General features: G+C 69.6%; 14 protein-coding genes and 1 CRISPR repeat array. Of the genes, 8 read left to right on the top strand and 6 right to left on the bottom strand.

The window, feature by feature from the left end; all coding sequences use genetic code 11:
• Window positions 1-85 precede the first annotated feature (85 nt).
• From ACF1AG_RS31655 to ACF1AG_RS31645, 3 genes are all read left to right on the top strand, one after another.
• The gene (locus tag ACF1AG_RS31655; RefSeq protein ID WP_391810793.1) at window positions 86-1,159 is read left to right on the top strand and encodes a hypothetical protein; all 1,074 of its coding nucleotides are present in this window, start codon (window positions 86-88) and stop codon (window positions 1,157-1,159) included.
• Window positions 1,159-3,333: a hypothetical protein gene (locus tag ACF1AG_RS31650; RefSeq protein WP_391810792.1), complete on the top strand. Its 2,175-nt coding sequence runs from the start codon at window positions 1,159-1,161 to the stop codon at window positions 3,331-3,333. Before ACF1AG_RS31655 ends, ACF1AG_RS31650 begins: the two co-directional genes overlap by 1 nt.
• A gap of 179 nt (window positions 3,334-3,512) precedes the next feature.
• Window positions 3,513-3,719 carry a hypothetical protein gene (locus ACF1AG_RS31645; protein WP_391810791.1) on the top strand — a complete coding sequence of 69 codons (207 nt, stop codon included), beginning with the start codon at window positions 3,513-3,515 and terminating at the stop codon, window positions 3,717-3,719.
• Between the two features lie 450 nt (window positions 3,720-4,169).
• Here the strand turns inward: ACF1AG_RS31645 and ACF1AG_RS31640 are convergent, their stop codons facing one another.
• Window positions 4,170-4,538: a hypothetical protein gene (locus tag ACF1AG_RS31640; RefSeq protein WP_391810790.1), complete on the bottom strand. Its 369-nt coding sequence runs from the start codon at window positions 4,536-4,538 to the stop codon at window positions 4,170-4,172.
• Between the two features lie 351 nt (window positions 4,539-4,889).
• Here ACF1AG_RS31640 and ACF1AG_RS31635 point away from each other — a divergent pair, with 351 nt between their 5' ends.
• The 5 genes from ACF1AG_RS31635 (at window position 4,890) to ACF1AG_RS31615 (ending at window position 9,055) form a co-directional block, all read left to right on the top strand.
• Entirely contained in the window at window positions 4,890-5,417 is a 528-nt protein-coding gene (locus ACF1AG_RS31635) for a hypothetical protein (RefSeq protein ID WP_391810789.1), read from the top strand.
• A gap of 308 nt (window positions 5,418-5,725) precedes the next feature.
• Window positions 5,726-5,929 carry a hypothetical protein gene (locus ACF1AG_RS31630; RefSeq protein WP_391810788.1) on the top strand — a complete coding sequence of 68 codons (204 nt, stop codon included), beginning with the start codon at window positions 5,726-5,728 and terminating at the stop codon, window positions 5,927-5,929.
• A complete protein-coding gene (locus tag ACF1AG_RS31625; RefSeq protein ID WP_391810787.1) occupies window positions 5,929-6,414 on the top strand; it encodes a hypothetical protein in 486 nt (161 codons plus the stop codon). Before ACF1AG_RS31630 ends, ACF1AG_RS31625 begins: the two co-directional genes overlap by 1 nt.
• Before the next feature lie 329 nt (window positions 6,415-6,743).
• Window positions 6,744-8,012: a ParA family protein gene (locus tag ACF1AG_RS31620; RefSeq protein WP_391810786.1), complete on the top strand. Its 1,269-nt coding sequence runs from the start codon at window positions 6,744-6,746 to the stop codon at window positions 8,010-8,012.
• On the top strand, window positions 8,009-9,055 hold the full coding sequence (locus ACF1AG_RS31615; protein ID WP_391810785.1) for a ParB/RepB/Spo0J family partition protein: 1,047 nt from the start codon (window positions 8,009-8,011) through the stop codon (window positions 9,053-9,055). The genes ACF1AG_RS31620 and ACF1AG_RS31615 overlap by 4 nt, the downstream gene beginning before the upstream one ends.
• Before the next feature lie 73 nt (window positions 9,056-9,128).
• On the opposite strand, the gene ACF1AG_RS31610 is transcribed toward ACF1AG_RS31615, so the two are convergent.
• From ACF1AG_RS31610 to cas5e, 5 genes are all read right to left on the bottom strand, one after another.
• On the bottom strand, window positions 9,129-9,833 hold the full coding sequence (locus tag ACF1AG_RS31610) for a hypothetical protein (protein WP_391810784.1): 705 nt from the start codon (window positions 9,831-9,833) through the stop codon (window positions 9,129-9,131).
• A gap of 62 nt (window positions 9,834-9,895) precedes the next feature.
• A CRISPR array of direct repeats spans window positions 9,896-11,465; the repeat unit is 29 nt; unit sequence GGGACCATCCCCGCGGGTGCGGGGAGCAG.
• A 92-nt stretch (window positions 11,466-11,557) separates the two neighbouring features.
• On the bottom strand, window positions 11,558-11,923 hold the full coding sequence (gene cas2e, locus ACF1AG_RS31605) for a type I-E CRISPR-associated endoribonuclease Cas2e (protein ID WP_391810783.1): 366 nt from the start codon (window positions 11,921-11,923) through the stop codon (window positions 11,558-11,560).
• Window positions 11,920-12,891 carry a type I-E CRISPR-associated endonuclease Cas1e gene (gene cas1e, locus ACF1AG_RS31600; RefSeq protein WP_391810782.1) on the bottom strand — a complete coding sequence of 324 codons (972 nt, stop codon included), beginning with the start codon at window positions 12,889-12,891 and terminating at the stop codon, window positions 11,920-11,922. Before cas1e ends, cas2e begins: the two co-directional genes overlap by 4 nt.
• Window positions 12,888-13,676, bottom strand: a complete 789-nt coding sequence (gene cas6e / locus ACF1AG_RS31595; protein WP_391810781.1) for a type I-E CRISPR-associated protein Cas6/Cse3/CasE — start codon at window positions 13,674-13,676, stop codon at window positions 12,888-12,890. The genes cas1e and cas6e overlap by 4 nt, the downstream gene beginning before the upstream one ends.
• Entirely contained in the window at window positions 13,676-14,398 is a 723-nt protein-coding gene (gene cas5e, locus ACF1AG_RS31590) for a type I-E CRISPR-associated protein Cas5/CasD (RefSeq protein ID WP_391810780.1), read from the bottom strand. Before cas5e ends, cas6e begins: the two co-directional genes overlap by 1 nt.
• Window positions 14,399-14,468: the final 70 nt, after the last annotated feature.

The following is a 14,468-nucleotide window of genomic DNA, read 5'->3' as shown; positions in this document are numbered from 1 at the left end:
GTGCGGCCCCGGTGCCCACCCGCTCCGCCCCGCTGGGGTGGCGGGCGGGCACCGGGGCCGCCCCATCTACCGAGGAGGAAATGCCGTGTACTCCCTGACGCCTGGCTACCGTGTGCCCGCCGTGCAGCGCGGTCTGAGCCCTGTCGAGACTCTGCTGACGAAGGCGAATGCCGGGGTCGGGGGCGCCGTCCTGATGTCGGCGATGCTTACCCCGCCCCCCATCTGGACGTTCGGCGCGGTCGGTGCCACCGCCGCGCTGCTCAATCTGGCGCCGGGACCGCGCTCGCTCGCCCGGTGGGCGGCGGTCGGTTACCGGCGTCTGCGGGAGCGCACCGCTCCGGCCGCCATGACCACCCAGGCCGGAGCGACCACCACTTGGATGCTGTACCCGGAGCACGGCACCATGCAGGACCCCCAGCTGCGGGCGGCCTGGCACGAGGCGTTCTCCAGGGCCCTCACCTTTGCCGGGGGGCAGGCCCGCACTGCGGGTATCCAGGTGCACGTCGCACACCACACGCGTGTCGGCGAGTACACCGAGCACACGCAGACCCTCTCGGTCCATGTCCCGAAGGGACTCGTGGGCCAGCCTGCACGCGTCGTGGACACTCTGGCCCACGAGTTCGCAGGCCTTGGCGTCCTCAGTCCCGTGGAGCCCGAACCTGCCCCGGCCGTGGTCGAGCGGGGCCCGGGTTGGGTTGCCTTGGACGACGACCGTTACGCCACGACCGCCCGGATCACGGCCTGGCCCGACGAGACGGACGGCGACCTCATGCCGAAGCTGTTGCTCGGCCACGGCACGGACCGGTCCCTCGCCGTCCTGTACCGGCCCCTGCCGGCCGCGCAGTCCCGCCGGTCCGCCAAGTGGCAGCGCGCCGCAGACGAAGCCTTCACCATCGACAAGATCAAGGCCGACGCCCACGACCGCGCCAACAGCGCGACGCACGGCGCGCTCGTCCAGGGCGCCACGCTCGTGGACATCGACGCCTACCTGACCGTGTGGGGAGACAGCCCTGAGGCTGTCACCGACGCCCGCTGGCAGGCATCCCTGATGGCTGACCGGCACCGTATCCGTCTCGACTGGCTCACCGGCCAGCAGCACCGCGCCCACGTGATGACCACCCCGCACGGAGCCTCGACCCGGAAAGGGGCGATCCTCTGATGATTCGCCTGCCCTCCAGCCACGCGGCGATTACGGCGCCGCTCGTCGCCTCCAGCACTCGCTTCCCCGGCATCCCGATCGGGCGGTCGCTGCTGGACGGCCGGCCTTTCCACCTCTCCCCCGTCCTGACCGACCACAGAGTGCTGCCGTCGACCAACAGCCTCGCCCTGGGCGGTCTGGGCTCGGGCAAGTCGACGACGGCGAAGACGCGTGCCCGACGCGAGATCCTGGAGCACGGTCACCAGTACGTCGTCATCGACTCCTTCGGGGAGGACGACGCGGGCGAGTGGGCGCCCCTCGTCCGCTCGCTCGGCGGTCAGGTCATCGAGGCCGGCATGTTCACCCTGAACCCGGTCTCCGGCCTGTTCCCGCGGGAGGTCCGCGAGCAGCTGGTGCGCTCGCTCATCGCCGCCGTGGAGCCCGCCGCCCTCACCCACCAGGCCACCCACGCTCTCCAGCACGCCCTCAACCACCCCAAGGCCACCTCACTCAACGGCCTGGTGGACGCCCTGGTACTCCCCGAAGAAGGGCGCTGGCCGGTCGAGAAGCTGACCGAGTGGGGCGAGGGCGCGGCCATCGCCCTGTCCCGCTACACCGAGGGATCGCTGCGCGGCCTGTTCGACGGCGACACCGCAAGCCTCCCCGAGACCGATCTGCCCATCATTTCCTTCGACTTCTCCCGCCTCGACCGCAACAGCCCGGCGATCCCGTCGCTGATGGCGGCCGTGGCGTGCTGGGCAGAGCACGTGTGGCTGCGGCAGTCGACGGCCGCACACCGCCACCTGGTCCTCGAGGAGGCGTGGCAGATCCTGCTGTCGTCGGCCACCAGCGAGCTGATCCAGCGACTGCTGAAAAACTCGCGCAAGGCCGGGCTGTCGCTGGACGTGGTGATGCACACGTTGTCCGACCTCGGGACCGGGCCTGCGCAGGATCTGGCGCGGTTGTGCGAGGTCGCGCACATCGGACGCCTCGGTCCCGAGGAGGCGGCCCTCGTCGGCGCCCTGCTCAGCCTGCCCCAGTGGGCCATCGACAAGATCCCGGCTCTTGACCCGGGACAGGCCGTATGGAAGGTCGGACCCGACTACGTCGACATCGTCCAGACGGTCATCAGTGAGGAGGAAGCCAGGCTGACGGACACCTCGTCCCGACGCCGCAAGGCGCAGCAGGCGCTGGCCGTTGCCGTCGAGCAGGACACCGCTGCGGAGGCGGCGGCTCCCGCCGTCGGCAGCGACGAGGACCAGGACCTGGCCGACGACCTGTTCGCCAAGCCCGAGCCCTCCCCGTGCGACGAGGGTGAGTGGGACTGGGAGATGCCGCCCAACGTCATAGACTCCCGCCACCTCGCCGCCATCGCGGCTGCGCGGGAAGGGCGCTGCGGTGAAGCCGCCGACCTGGCGGCCCTCGGTGAGCGCGAGGACATCACCGCTCACGGTATCAACAGTGTTGAGGCCCTGTCCTGGCTGTCGACCCGCGCCACGGTGGCTGAACTGTGCGGGAACCTGGACCAGGCGGTGCAGCTGCGCGCTACCGTCGCCCGCATGGGGAAGGACGTTGAGTGGTTCGAGCAGACCGACGACAGCACGTCACCGCAGTGGCACCGCGGACCCCTACCGGTCGTGCCCGAACCGCCTGTCGATGACACACCGTCGGAGAAGCCGCGCCGTCGCACCTGGCCCTACGTCGCAGCGATTGCCGCCCTGGCTCTCGCCGCCGGCGTCGTGTGGCAGAACGCAGAAGACGACAAGCGGGCCCAGGAGCGCCAGGAGCAAGCCGCCGCCTACGAGGGTCTGTCAGTGACGGAAGTCGACATTGACGGAGTGACGACTAAAGCCAGGGCGGAGTGGAGCAAGGACGGACAGTCGGTCATCCTGTCGGTCCGGGTCGACATGGAAGAGAACCCGAGGCTCGTCCGAATCGACTCCGCCGACCAGACGGCCCAGGAGAAGCCGGCTCCCCTGGAGCCGGGCGAGATCCCCATGCCGATCAGGCTGGAGGTCAAGGTGCCGGTCAAGGACCGCTACGAAGCGGTCCGGATGTCCGTCGCGGTGGGCGGTCCCATGTGGGAAGAGGGATCGCGAGCTCCGCGCCGCACGATCGAGTTCCGTCCGGACCGGACAGCCATCGACGCCGAAACCGGCAAGGAACTCAAGCAGTACTACTCCAAGCTCCTTTAGCCCCCCTCGCTGCCTGTACTGATGCCCCGTTCCTGATGGTGCGGGGCATCAGTGTTCTCCGGATGCTCCGCCAGGTCCTCGCACACACCCGCCCCGGCGCGCGGTGTGTGCGAGGACCTGGCAGGCCGTCCGGCCTCACGCACGACCATTCCCCTTTCCCCCCAGTGATTGGAGATCACGTGGCCGTCATAGGCGTGCTGCGGGAGCCGACCCCGCCCGGCGAACCGGACAAGGACTACGGCACCGTCGGACTGCTGATCGGCTACATGATCGGCAGCCACTCCCCCGGTGCCACCGACCAGCAGCCGCCCCATCCCCGCCCGGGACACAGCACTCCCGCGCCGTCCACGCCCGGCCACCAGCCCACCGAACCGGCCCGAAGCTAACCATCGCGCCCGCACCGCGCCCCGCCGACACCAGCACGACATCGGCGGGGCGCAGTGTTGTCCACCGATGCCTGGAGGTACCGCCATGCTCGTCCCCCGCCCGCGTCGCCGGATCGGTCGGCCCCGACCGCAGCGTCCCGGCCCCCGCTACCCGCAGCGTCCCGGCCGACTGCCCGGCGCCTGGAACAGGTGATGACCCGCCCAAGGAAGAAGCGCCGGGCCGAGGTGAGGCGGGTGCCGCGCAGCGACGGGCGTCTACCAATTGGAGTTCGCGCGGGTTCCAGGAGGTCTTCGGAGCAGTGGAGAGTGCAAGTGAGCAGGTGAGAGCCCTGGTTCTGCCTATCCCTCGTGCGTGTCAACTTCTCCGAGTTCCTGGCAGTTTCTGCGAGTTTGGCCAGCAACTTGCGGGGCTCTGCGGCATTCCGGAAGTCGCCGACGTCTGACGTGAGTTCAAGACGTGCTGGAAGGAATCCAGTCGTCGTTGCTTCGATGGCGGTCCAGTCCTACGGCCTCGAATTCGTCCTCGCCGAGGCTCTTCCTCGCGCCGAGCTGTCGAAGAGCCTGCGAGACCGGGCTGACTGCTCGCGAAAACCACTTCTTCGCCGGCGCATCCAGTGGCCCCAGAGCCAGTACCCCGTCAGCCCAGACGGCGGCCCGTTGCTCGCCGACGCCTCCGAAGTACTCAGCCTCGACATAGGCGACGGGCCCTGCGGCGGACCACTGAGCGAGCACCCTCTCGAAGCCTCCTGGCAGCCGCCAAAACCCCAGGGCCCCCGCAGTGCTGCCATCCGAGACGGCGTCGAAGACCTCATCCGTCATCGGCATCAGTGACAGACCCTGCCGGAGAGGCGCCAGTCGGGCGCCAGGGACGTCCCGTGCCGCGGCACGCAGCAACGCGTCCCCCGCGATCACTGCCTGCAATTCGTAGCCCACCGAGGCCCTCCCCCCCCCCCCACCGATTGGAGACCTCATCATGCCTCAGTCACCCCAGGCGAACTCGGGTGCCTCCGCGCCCGTCGGCTCCTGGCCCGCCACGGCGACGGCACGGCCGTGGTCATGGTCGACCAGGACCACTTCAAGTTCTACGCCCCGGGACGGCCGTCATCGGCCGGGTAACCACGTCGACCGTCCCGGGTCGCCCATCCCGTACAAGACGAGAGGGAGACCAGTATGGACTCCACCCCGCGCGGACAGGCCCCCGAGGGGCAACGCGCACTTCGACTGACCACCGACACCGCGCCGCTGACCGACACGGGCACGACCCTCGGCGGTCTACCTGAGGGTGACTGGATCCGCGGCATCAGCGTCAAGCAGCCCTACGCGGCCTGCATCCTCGCCGGTGCCAAGACGGTGGAGAACCGGCCTGCGCGGTGGCGGCCGGGCTGGGTGCTGCTGCACACGAGCAAGACCATCGACCACCCCGCCCTGCGTATCCCGTTGATCGGTCGCACAATCCGCGACCGCCAGCTGGTCACCGGCGCCGTGGTCGGCATCGCCCGGATCACCGACTGCCACCAGGACCCCGAAGGAGCGCCGCCCTGCTCGGAGTGGGCGCACCCGGGCGCCTGGCACCTGGTGCTCGCCGACGTCCAGGAGCTCGCCCTGCCCGTCCCCGCGCGCGGGCAGGTCGTGCCCTGGAAGCCGACGCCGGGCCTGCTGGAGCGCGTGTTCCAGCAGCTGCCTGCCTTCCGGCCGTGACCGCAGGGGACGCACGAAGAAAGAGAAGCCGCCGTTCGAGCCGGGCCTGATCCCGGCTCCCGGCGAGCTTCTCGTCTGGCGCGACGGCCAGCACTTCGACCGCTGGCAGGACCTCCCCAGCACGCTGTGCGGTCAGCCCACGCCCATGCGCTCCCACTCTGGGGAGCCTGTGCATAAGGCATGCGCTGAGGGCTGGATCACCGCCAATCCCGTTGAGGCCCGCCTCGGGCGGTTCGCCTCCGACTTCGCGCCGAAGCCCAAGTCCGCGGGCCTAGGCGACCACGCCTGACCTCCACCTGGAGGACCCCATGAGCAGCACCGACCGCGACGTCGACCACGCCCTCGCCTACCCTGAGCCGCCCGCCTCGCCGCTGTGGCATCGCCACGGTGCGAAGGCCCGCCCGCTCACTCCCGAACAGCAGCGGTGCAACCGCGAGCTGCTGGACATCGCACAGCGCACCACCCAAGCCCTCACCCGTCGTGCCACCGAGACCCTGGCGGAGGCCAGCTGATGGACACCAAGCACTGCGTCGTTGACGGCTGGGTCCACGCGATACCCGTCCCGGGCCCGCGTCCCGGGACCGCCACCTTCGACCTGATCGTCCGGCCCGCCGACATCGGCACGCTCGAGGACGACGCCCCCGACACGGTCGTCACGTGCACCAGCGGAGACTCCTGGATCACCCACGAGCTACTGAACGGCATCCAGGCTGGCGACCTGCTACGCGTCACCGGCACCCTGGTCCAGCCGCCGGCACCCGGCGAACCCGCCCGGCTCACCGTCGACGCCCTGGAGGTCCTGGACACCGGACTCATCCCGGTCTTGGGGGACATGGTGATGGACCGCTACGGCGACTACTGCGTTATCTTCGACGCCGACAGCGAGAAGGTGTCCGTCTTCACCGCGCACGGGCAGTGGGTCGGCGAGGCGGACAACCCCGACGCCATCGCCACCCTCATCGAGATCCACGAGCGCGTGAACGGCGACGACGCCTGAAGGCCACCACCAGCACGCAGGCTTGCACGGTCCTGGAGCGGTTCCCGGCGGGAGGCCACGAGGGTTCCTGGACAGCGCAGGAGGGCGGTCTGACACCTGCCACTCCGAAGCCCTGCCCCCGGCCTCTCGCCGGGGGCAGGGCTTTTTGCGTTTCAGGGGAGTTCACGAAGGAGTGAGCTGTGCTGGAGGGGAGGGAGGCCACCGGAGTTGTGCTGGGCGGCGCGGGTGATTACGTCGTAATCACCCGCGCTGAGCCTTCGCCGCATCAAACTGACCTAACTAACGTGGCTATGCTGTACATGATCTTGGACGTTAGTATGGTGTCCCGCATGAGTTCGCCAGCGACCGCCAACGACCGCGAGAAGGTCGTCTCCAAACTCCCTGCATGGCTTCGACAGAGCCTCAAGGTGAGAGCAGCGCAACACGGCGTCGAAATCCAAACCGCGGTCGAGCAAGGCATCAGAGACTGGTGCGGCTTGGCCTCCATGCCCGCGGCCATCGACACAGCCGGCGCCGACTCGTTCTCGACTTTCCTACCCCCGGGACAGTGGGACGAATTCCGGCAGCTCGCCGCCGAACGACGGGTCTCCCTCATCCAGGGGCTAGCCCAGTCCGTTCAGTTGTGGCTCGACACGAACCCGGCCCCCGACGTCACCCGGCCAGAGATCACCCGCCGCATCATCGTCTGCAACCAGAAGGGCGGCGTCGGCAAGACCGCCATCACCGCCGGTCTCGGTGAGGCGCTCGCCGAAGACCCCAACACCCTCCACCCAGTCCGCGTCGCTAAAGCACTCACCAAAGCACTCCGCGCGAGCGAATCGCACAACACCGACGAAGCCACCCTCGCGGACAATCCGCTGGACATCGAGAACCTCCCCGGTCCAGGCATGCAGGTCCTCCTGGTCGACTTCGACCCCCAATGCCACCTCACCAATCAACTAGGCTCCGCCCCTCTACCCATGGGCGGTGACAGCCTCACTAACCACATGGCCGGAGACGCCAAGGGCGACATCCGCGACCTCATCGTCTCCATCGACGACGACAAGTTCGCCGGCAGGCTTCATCTCCTACCCGCCTGCAACGACGCATTCCTGCTGGATGTGCGGCTCTCCGCCGTACGCGCCAGGGAAGCCGCCCTCGAGCGGGCCCTTGCCCCACTGGAAGCTGATTACGACGTAATCATCGTCGACTGCCCGCCCAGCCTCGGCCTCAGCATGGACGCCGCTGCCTACTACAGCCGGCGCCGCGAAGGGGAGAACCCCGGGCAATCCGGGGCCTTGATCGTTGTCCAGGCCGAAGACAGCTCCGCGGATGCCTACGAGCTCCTCACCACCCAGATCGACGACCTGCGCAACGACCTGCAAGTCGACATCGAGTACCTCGGCATCGTCGTCAACCTCTACGACTCCCGCCGCGGCTACATCGCCACCTCCTCCCTCCAGGGATGGGTCGACATAAAGGACCCCCGAGTCGTCGGCCTCATCGGAGACCTCAAGGAACAGAAGGAAGCAGTCCGCATGAAGCAGCCACTGCTGTCATACGCCCCGAAGTCGCAGCAGGCAGTGGCCATGCGCGCACTGGCCAGGGAGGTGCTGTGAGCAAGGCCGATCTGCTCGGAGCCGGACGATTCGGCGGGGGAGCCCGGCCAGTAAGCGCCCGCCGCCAAGCGGTCGCCGCCGCCACAGGAGTCCCCACCGAAGGCATTGCACCACCTACCGAACTCCCCGTCGACCGCATCAGCCTCAACCCGGACAACCCCCGCTCCACCCTCGGGGACCTGACCGACCTCGCCGGCAGCCTCAAGACACACGGCCAGAAGCAAGCGATCACAGTCATGAACCGTGACGCCTACATCAAGGCCAACCCCGACCGGCAAGGCGACCTGGAACCCGACACCACTCACGTCGTCATCGATGGCAGCAGCAGACTCGCCGCAGCCCGCGAAGCCAACCTCACCACCATCAAGGTGATGGTCAGCGACGACCAAGGATCAACCTCAGAAGAGCTGCTCGAGTCAGCCCTCGTAGCCAACATCCACCGCCAAGACCTGCCCGAGCTCGACGAGGCCCGCGCACTGCAACGGCTCCTTGCCATCCACGGCAGCCAGCGCGCCCTCGCCAAGAGACTGCACCGTTCCCAAGCCTGGATCTCCCAGCGCCTGGCACTGCTCAACCTGACCCCCGAACTCCAGGCCCGCATCGGAAAGGAATCCATCGATCTCCTTCGCGCCGTCGGCAACAAGCCGCCCGAGGAGCAAGAGGCTGCCCTCGACAAGCTCAAGGCCGAACGTGCACGCAAGGAAGCTGCAAAGCAGGCCGAACGGACGAAGGAGGAGCCGGGTCGCTTTGTTCCGACGCCCCCGGCAGCACACCAAGCTCCTGAAAGTGATTACGCCGTAATCACGGAGCGGGGCTCGGAACAGGGCCCCAAGGAGGACGCGTCAACCCCGGTACTTGCGGAAGGCCTTCCGGAGCCGCGAGCAGCTTCGTCTCAGGCGCGACAAGCACTGAAGAAGTTCCCCTACGGGGACGGGGAGACTGCTGCCTACTACCTCATCAACAAGATGCCGCCGGAAGAGTTCAACAAGATGCTCGACCTCCTCGTCCAGCACAGGGACAAACAAGGCACTACCACCCTCTAAGTACCTGCTTCCAAGGAGGGAAGCTACGCCACCTTCAACCAACAGCTAAGAGGCGAGCCACCAGCGGTCGTTGTCAGCCAGCTACGACGTCGCGTAGTTCACGGACGGCGCGTTCCTGATGGTGCTGGGCGGGGATCGCCTCGTACAGGTCCAGGGCGCGGCGGCGGACCAGGCCGGTCCGATAGCCCGTCGGCAGCGCCGTCAGGGCGTCGACCGCTCGGTGGCACGCCTGTTCGGTGTCGCCGTCGTGATGGGCACAGGCGGCGCCGTCGATGGTCAGCAGGGTGCGGGTCATGGTGCTGGTCGGCGCGGACAGCTCCAGGGCGCGCTGCTGGCTCTCCTGGGCGCGGCCGGTGTCCCCGAGGGTGGTGAAGGCGTGGCTGAGGTGCACGTGGTGCTTCTGCTCGCCGTACGTCAGCCAGGTGTCCGACCGCTCGCTCTCGGGGAGCCCGTCCATGAGGGTGTCGGCGGCGGTCAGCGCTTGGCGGGCCTGCTCGGACTGGTGGTTGAGGGCATACGCGCGGGCGGCAACCGCGGCCGCCAACACCGCGGCGGCGGTCGGGCGGTTCCCGGCAGCGTGGCGGGCCTGGTCGGCAAGGCCGGCCGCAGCCTTCGGTGCGCCGTAGTTGAGCGGCACCATCGCCTCCCGAGCGAGGACCCAGGCGTGCAGTTGGAGATCACCGGATTCGGTGGCGGCCCGGGCGGCGGTGGCGAACCAGGCACGGGACTCCCGGCGGCTACCCAGGTCGTGTAAGACGATCGCGGTCATCCCGGCCATGTGCCCGGCCGTCCGGCACAGCCGGGCCCGGACCGGTGCGGGCTGTGGGACGGTGAGCAGGGGGGACCATCCCCGCGGGTGCGGGGAGCAGGCGTTCGCCGTGTCGTCCACAGCGACCGTGACGGGACCATCCCCGCGGGGTGCGGGGAGCAGCCCAAGACCAACGACCAGCTCGCCGTCGAACTGGGACCATCCCCGCGGGTGCGGGGAGCAGTCGACGTCGACGGGGCTCTTGAGGTCTTCGAGGGGACCATCCCCGCGGGTGCGGGGAGCAGTGCTGAAATGCGGGGTCGTTGACCAGCTCGTCGGGACCATCCCCGCGGGTGCGGGGAGCAGTTGGTGCCCACGCGCGCCATCTCGGCTTCGGCGGGACCATCCCCGCGGGTGCGGGGAGCAGACGGCGCTGCGGTCGGATCTGCTGGAGCAGCGGGGGCCATCCCCGCGGGTGCGGGGAGCAGCTGTTCTGGTTCGGCGTCGTGGCGGCCGCCACGGGACCATCCCCGCGGGTGCGGGGAGCAGTGCCGGAGGCCACGCCCAAACTCGCTTCGCTCGGGACCATCCCCGCGGGTGCGGGGAGCAGGACCCCGGCCCCCGGGGTCCCGGTGGAGACGGTTTCCCCTGGGCTGAGGGACCATCCCCGCGGGTGCGGGGAGCAGGGCAGGACCGGCACCCGCACCCCGTCCGCCCGGGGACCATCCCCGCGGGTGCGGGGAGCAGGTCAGCCCGTCGATGGGCGCGACGTCCATCACGGGACCATCCCCGCGGGTGCGGGGAGCAGTTGGTGTACGCCTCGCAGTTGTCCCAGGCGTGGGGACCATCCCCGCGGGTGCGGGGAGCAGGACGGTGAGGGGTGCGGAAACCGGCCCTGGGGAGGACCATCCCCGCGGGTGCGGGGAGCAGAGTCAGCGCATGTTCTTCGACCACCTCGCCGAAGGACCATCCCCGCGGGTGCGGGGAGCAGACCGTCGGCGTCATCAACGCCGTGAAGAACCTGGGACCATCCCCGCGGGTGCGGGGAGCAGCCTCCCGGGCCACCCCCGCGGTGAGCATCTCCTGGACCATCCCCGCGGGTGCGGGGAGCAGCTCGACCTCGTCGCCGAAGCGCACCGGCCGCTGGGACCATCCCCGCGGGTGCGGGGAGCAGGGGCGGCCGGACGGGTCAGATCAGGCAGAGGCGGGACCATCCCCGCGGGTGCGGGGAGCAGCCATTGCCTGCGCTGAGGCGCTGGCTCCGGTCGGGACCATCCCCGCGGGTGCGGGGAGCAGGACTTCACCAAGGCCGGCCGCATGGCGGAGGCGGGACCATCCCCGCGGGTGCGGGGAGCAGCGGACGCCGGGCGTGGCGCACACCAACACTAGGGGACCATCCCCGCGGGTGCGGGGAGCAGGGTGACATCAACGTCGCCAAGCTCCCGGTCGAGGGACCATCCCCGCGGGTGCGGGGAGCAGTCCGGGCCCCACGCGACGACCAGGCCGTAGGCGGGACCATCCCCGCGGGTGCGGGGAGCAGCCGACCAGTTCGATCTGGAAGGCGTTCGCGGTGGGACCATCCCCGCGGGTGCGGGGAGCAGTCCACACTGGGGTCTCCGGTGGCGCCGGAGGTGGGACCATCCCCGCGGGTGCGGGGAGCAGACTGGATGACCTGCTGTTTTAGCCGGGGTGGCAGCGGTTTTCGAGTACTTTCACAGAGTCCGGCATATGGGGTGTAAGAGACTTCACCTGTATCAGCCTCTCCCGAAGCGTCTGCGCTTTGCAGCCCTGCTCCAGCCGGGAGGGGGAGCCTGTCCCGTCGTCGTAGTTCCCCGGGAGGGCGCGTTCGGGTCGGGGCGACGGATCAAGGTGACGCCCTCGTGGTCGACGGGGTGCCAGGCGTGCTCGTGCGTGCGGAACGTGAAGCCCTGTTCGTTGTTCGTGGTGTGGGCCAACAGCGCGCGGCCCTGGCCTGCGTACTGCTGGACCTCTTCCCAGAGCACGTCGCGGATGCGGGCCGAGGGGTTGCCCACGAACACGCCTGCGGAGATTTCCAGCAGCCAGCGTGTGAGGAAGCCTCGTAGTCCGGCGGGGCAGTTGGTGAGGACGATGACGGTCACCAGAGTTCGTCTCCGTAGTCCTCGTCAGGGCCGTCGTAGTTGACGCCTGAGGCGACCTGGTGGCCGTGGTCGCTCTGCAGCGTGACCACGTCCCGATCGCGGTCGGGGGCAGAAGGGCCGGTCGTCTCTGGCATCAGAAGGCGTTTGATGTCGTCGACGCACCGGTTGAGCAGGGACGTTTCGTTGATGCGGTCCCGTAGTGCGCGGCGTGTGCGGGAGCCGACGTCCTCCTCGTCCTGTGCGGCGACATCGAAGGCGACCGGGATGCCGATCTCGGTCTTGTAGAGGTCGGCGATGTCCAGGACGAATGACAGCTCGTGGCCGGAGTGGACGAAGCCGAGTGCCGGGCTGCATCCCAGGGAGGTGACGACGGCATGGGCGATGCCGTACATGCACTGGGCGGCGGCGGTGATGGCCTGGTTGACCGGGTCGCCGCTGGTGAAGTCGCCGGGGACGTAGCGGCGGCCCCGCCAGGAGACGCCGGTGCGGGCGGCCTGGGCCCGGTAGCAGTCCTTGACCCGTCTTCCTTCCCGGCCGAGGAGTTCGTGCCGGGTGAGGCCGGCGGGGTCCTCGCCGGGGAAGCGGAGCCGGTACATCGCGCGTGCCACGGCGAGGCGGCTGCGGGGGTTGGCCCATTGGCGGGCCTGGGCTTCCATGAGGGCGGAGGAGCGGTTGAGGGCTCGGCCGGAGGCGTAGTAGCGCACGCCGTGTTCCCCGACCCAGCAGACCGCGGCGCCGGTCTCGCCGAGCACGCTCATGGCCTGGTGGGTGACGCGTGTGCCTGGGCCGAGGAGGAGGGTGCCGATGGTCGCCGACGGAATGTGGGTGGTGCCTTCCGCGTCCTGGACGGTGATCGCGTTGGCGTCACGGTGGACCGTGCAGCGTTCCAGGTAGACGAAGGAGAGACGTTCGTCGGTGCGTGTCAGTTGCCGGGGGGTGAGCGCCGGGCGTCGTGAGACCGTGCTCATGCGGTGTGCCGGTCGGGCTCCCTGACCGGCGCCAGGGTGAGGAGGCCGCAGCCGTACGCTCTGGCCCGGCCGATGCCCTGAGTGAGGGTGCGGCGCAGCAGGTCGGCGTCGGTGACCTCCAGGCGTCCTTCGAAGGTGACGGTGACGACGGTGACCGGCCTGTCCCGACGGCCGCCGGCTGAGCGCGACTTGTCGAAGGAGAGGGACCGCGTGTCCCGTATGGCCAGCTCGTACCGGTCACCGGGGTGAGGCCGCTTCTGGTGGGTGGTGCCCTCGGGCAGGAGCCGCCGGTCCACGGGTTTCTCACAGACGCGGAAGCCGGAGCGCTCCTGGCGCTTCTCGTCGAGCAGCCAGCCCATCTGGTGGACGGGGGTGAGGTGGGCGGTGAGTTTGCGGGGTTCGCCTTCTTTGCGGCGAATGGTGTGTACGGGGTTGGCGGTCAGGCGGAACGCCCAGCGCTCGCCCGCGGCCAGCCGGTCGAGGAGCGGAGCGTAGGGCCGGGTCTGCCAGCCCGGGTTTTCCGGGCCGGCCACGGCGGGCCATCCTGCCTGCTCGACCAGATGTGTCAGGTCGGGGCGGTCGGGGCTGACCACGTACAGCAGCACTTCCGCGCGGGCGAGTTGGTCCAGCCGCCACAGCACGCGCGGGGCGTCGGGCGCCGGGCTGTCGGACGGCAGGATGTGCGGGAAGGACGACATGACGGCTGCGTGCATGGCCTGTGGGGAGGACAGCAGGCGGCGTGCGCCGGGCCGCGCGGTGTTGACGCGGAAGCGGGAGAGGAACATCAGGCGCTCTCATTCTCCAGGGCCTCGAGGACGGCGAACGGATCGTGTGCCTCCTGTGGGCCGCCGCTGCCCGACGTGATCGGAGTGGACACGGAGTCGGTGACGACGGTGCGCAGCGCGTGCCGCCGGCCGGCGGCGTCGAAGGTGACCGGCTGGTCACGCTGGACGTCGGCCGCTGCGGCTGACTCGTCGGAGGCTGTCTCGCGCAACACGGTCAGGGCCTGCGGGGTTTGGTGCCGTCGGCGGTACCAGGCGGACGCCTGCCAGGGCACGCTCGCCAGTACGTCCTCAAGGCGGGTGTCCTCGTACAGAGCGAGGTCGACCGGTTCGGCGGGCGGGCACGAGCGCCGGCCGAGGTAGGGCGGGTACACGGGGGTGCGCAGAGCAGCGCGCAGACCGGTGAGCAGGGCGTGATCGCCCTCGACGGCGGCGACGAAGACGGCGTCGGCGAGGTAGAAGCGTTCGGACAGCGGCATGGACGCGCCTGTGACGCCGTGGTGGGCGGTGTGGAAGTCCCGGATGCGGGTGCCGGGCTGGTCCATGCGGACGGCGAACCGGAGCGCCGCCAGCGGGGCGAGGCGTTGGTCGTCGCCGCGTTCGATGCCGGCCGCGGCTGCGAGCAGGCCGATGACGCCGCTCTTGGTCGGGGCGGACTCGGTGGTGCGTCGGGTGAAACGGGAGGAGGCCCCCCAGGACTGCTTGGGTTCAAGGGGTCGTCGCAACACCGCCTGGTTTCAGGTGGTGAGTAGATCACGTAGACGCTCGGCTGGGGTATCCCAGTCGAGCGTCTTG

Origin of the sequence: Streptomyces sp. NPDC014764 (genome assembly GCF_043082785.1) — a bacterium.
Taxonomy (GTDB): Bacteria; Actinomycetota; Actinomycetes; order Streptomycetales; family Streptomycetaceae; genus Streptomyces; species Streptomyces althioticus.
Note: the sequence above shows the minus strand (reverse complement) of the source record. Positions and strands in the feature narration are given on the sequence as shown.

Excerpts from the sequence above, each read along its gene's own strand:
- ACF1AG_RS31650 (WP_391810792.1), top strand. The coding sequence starts at position 1,159 with ATGATTCGCCTGCCCTCCAGCCACGCGGCGATTACGGCGCCGCTCGTC.
- ACF1AG_RS31640 (WP_391810790.1), bottom strand. The coding sequence starts at position 4,538 with ATGACGGATGAGGTCTTCGACGCCGTCTCGGATGGCAGCACTGCGGGG.
- ACF1AG_RS31635 (WP_391810789.1), top strand. The coding sequence starts at position 4,890 with ATGGACTCCACCCCGCGCGGACAGGCCCCCGAGGGGCAACGCGCACTT.
- ACF1AG_RS31630 (WP_391810788.1), top strand. The coding sequence starts at position 5,726 with ATGAGCAGCACCGACCGCGACGTCGACCACGCCCTCGCCTACCCTGAG.
- ACF1AG_RS31625 (WP_391810787.1), top strand. The coding sequence starts at position 5,929 with ATGGACACCAAGCACTGCGTCGTTGACGGCTGGGTCCACGCGATACCC.
- ACF1AG_RS31620 (WP_391810786.1), top strand. The coding sequence starts at position 6,744 with ATGAGTTCGCCAGCGACCGCCAACGACCGCGAGAAGGTCGTCTCCAAA.
- ACF1AG_RS31610 (WP_391810784.1), bottom strand. The coding sequence starts at position 9,833 with ATGGCCGGGATGACCGCGATCGTCTTACACGACCTGGGTAGCCGCCGG.
- cas1e (WP_391810782.1), bottom strand. The coding sequence starts at position 12,891 with ATGAGCACGGTCTCACGACGCCCGGCGCTCACCCCCCGGCAACTGACA.
- cas6e (WP_391810781.1), bottom strand. The coding sequence starts at position 13,676 with ATGTTCCTCTCCCGCTTCCGCGTCAACACCGCGCGGCCCGGCGCACGC.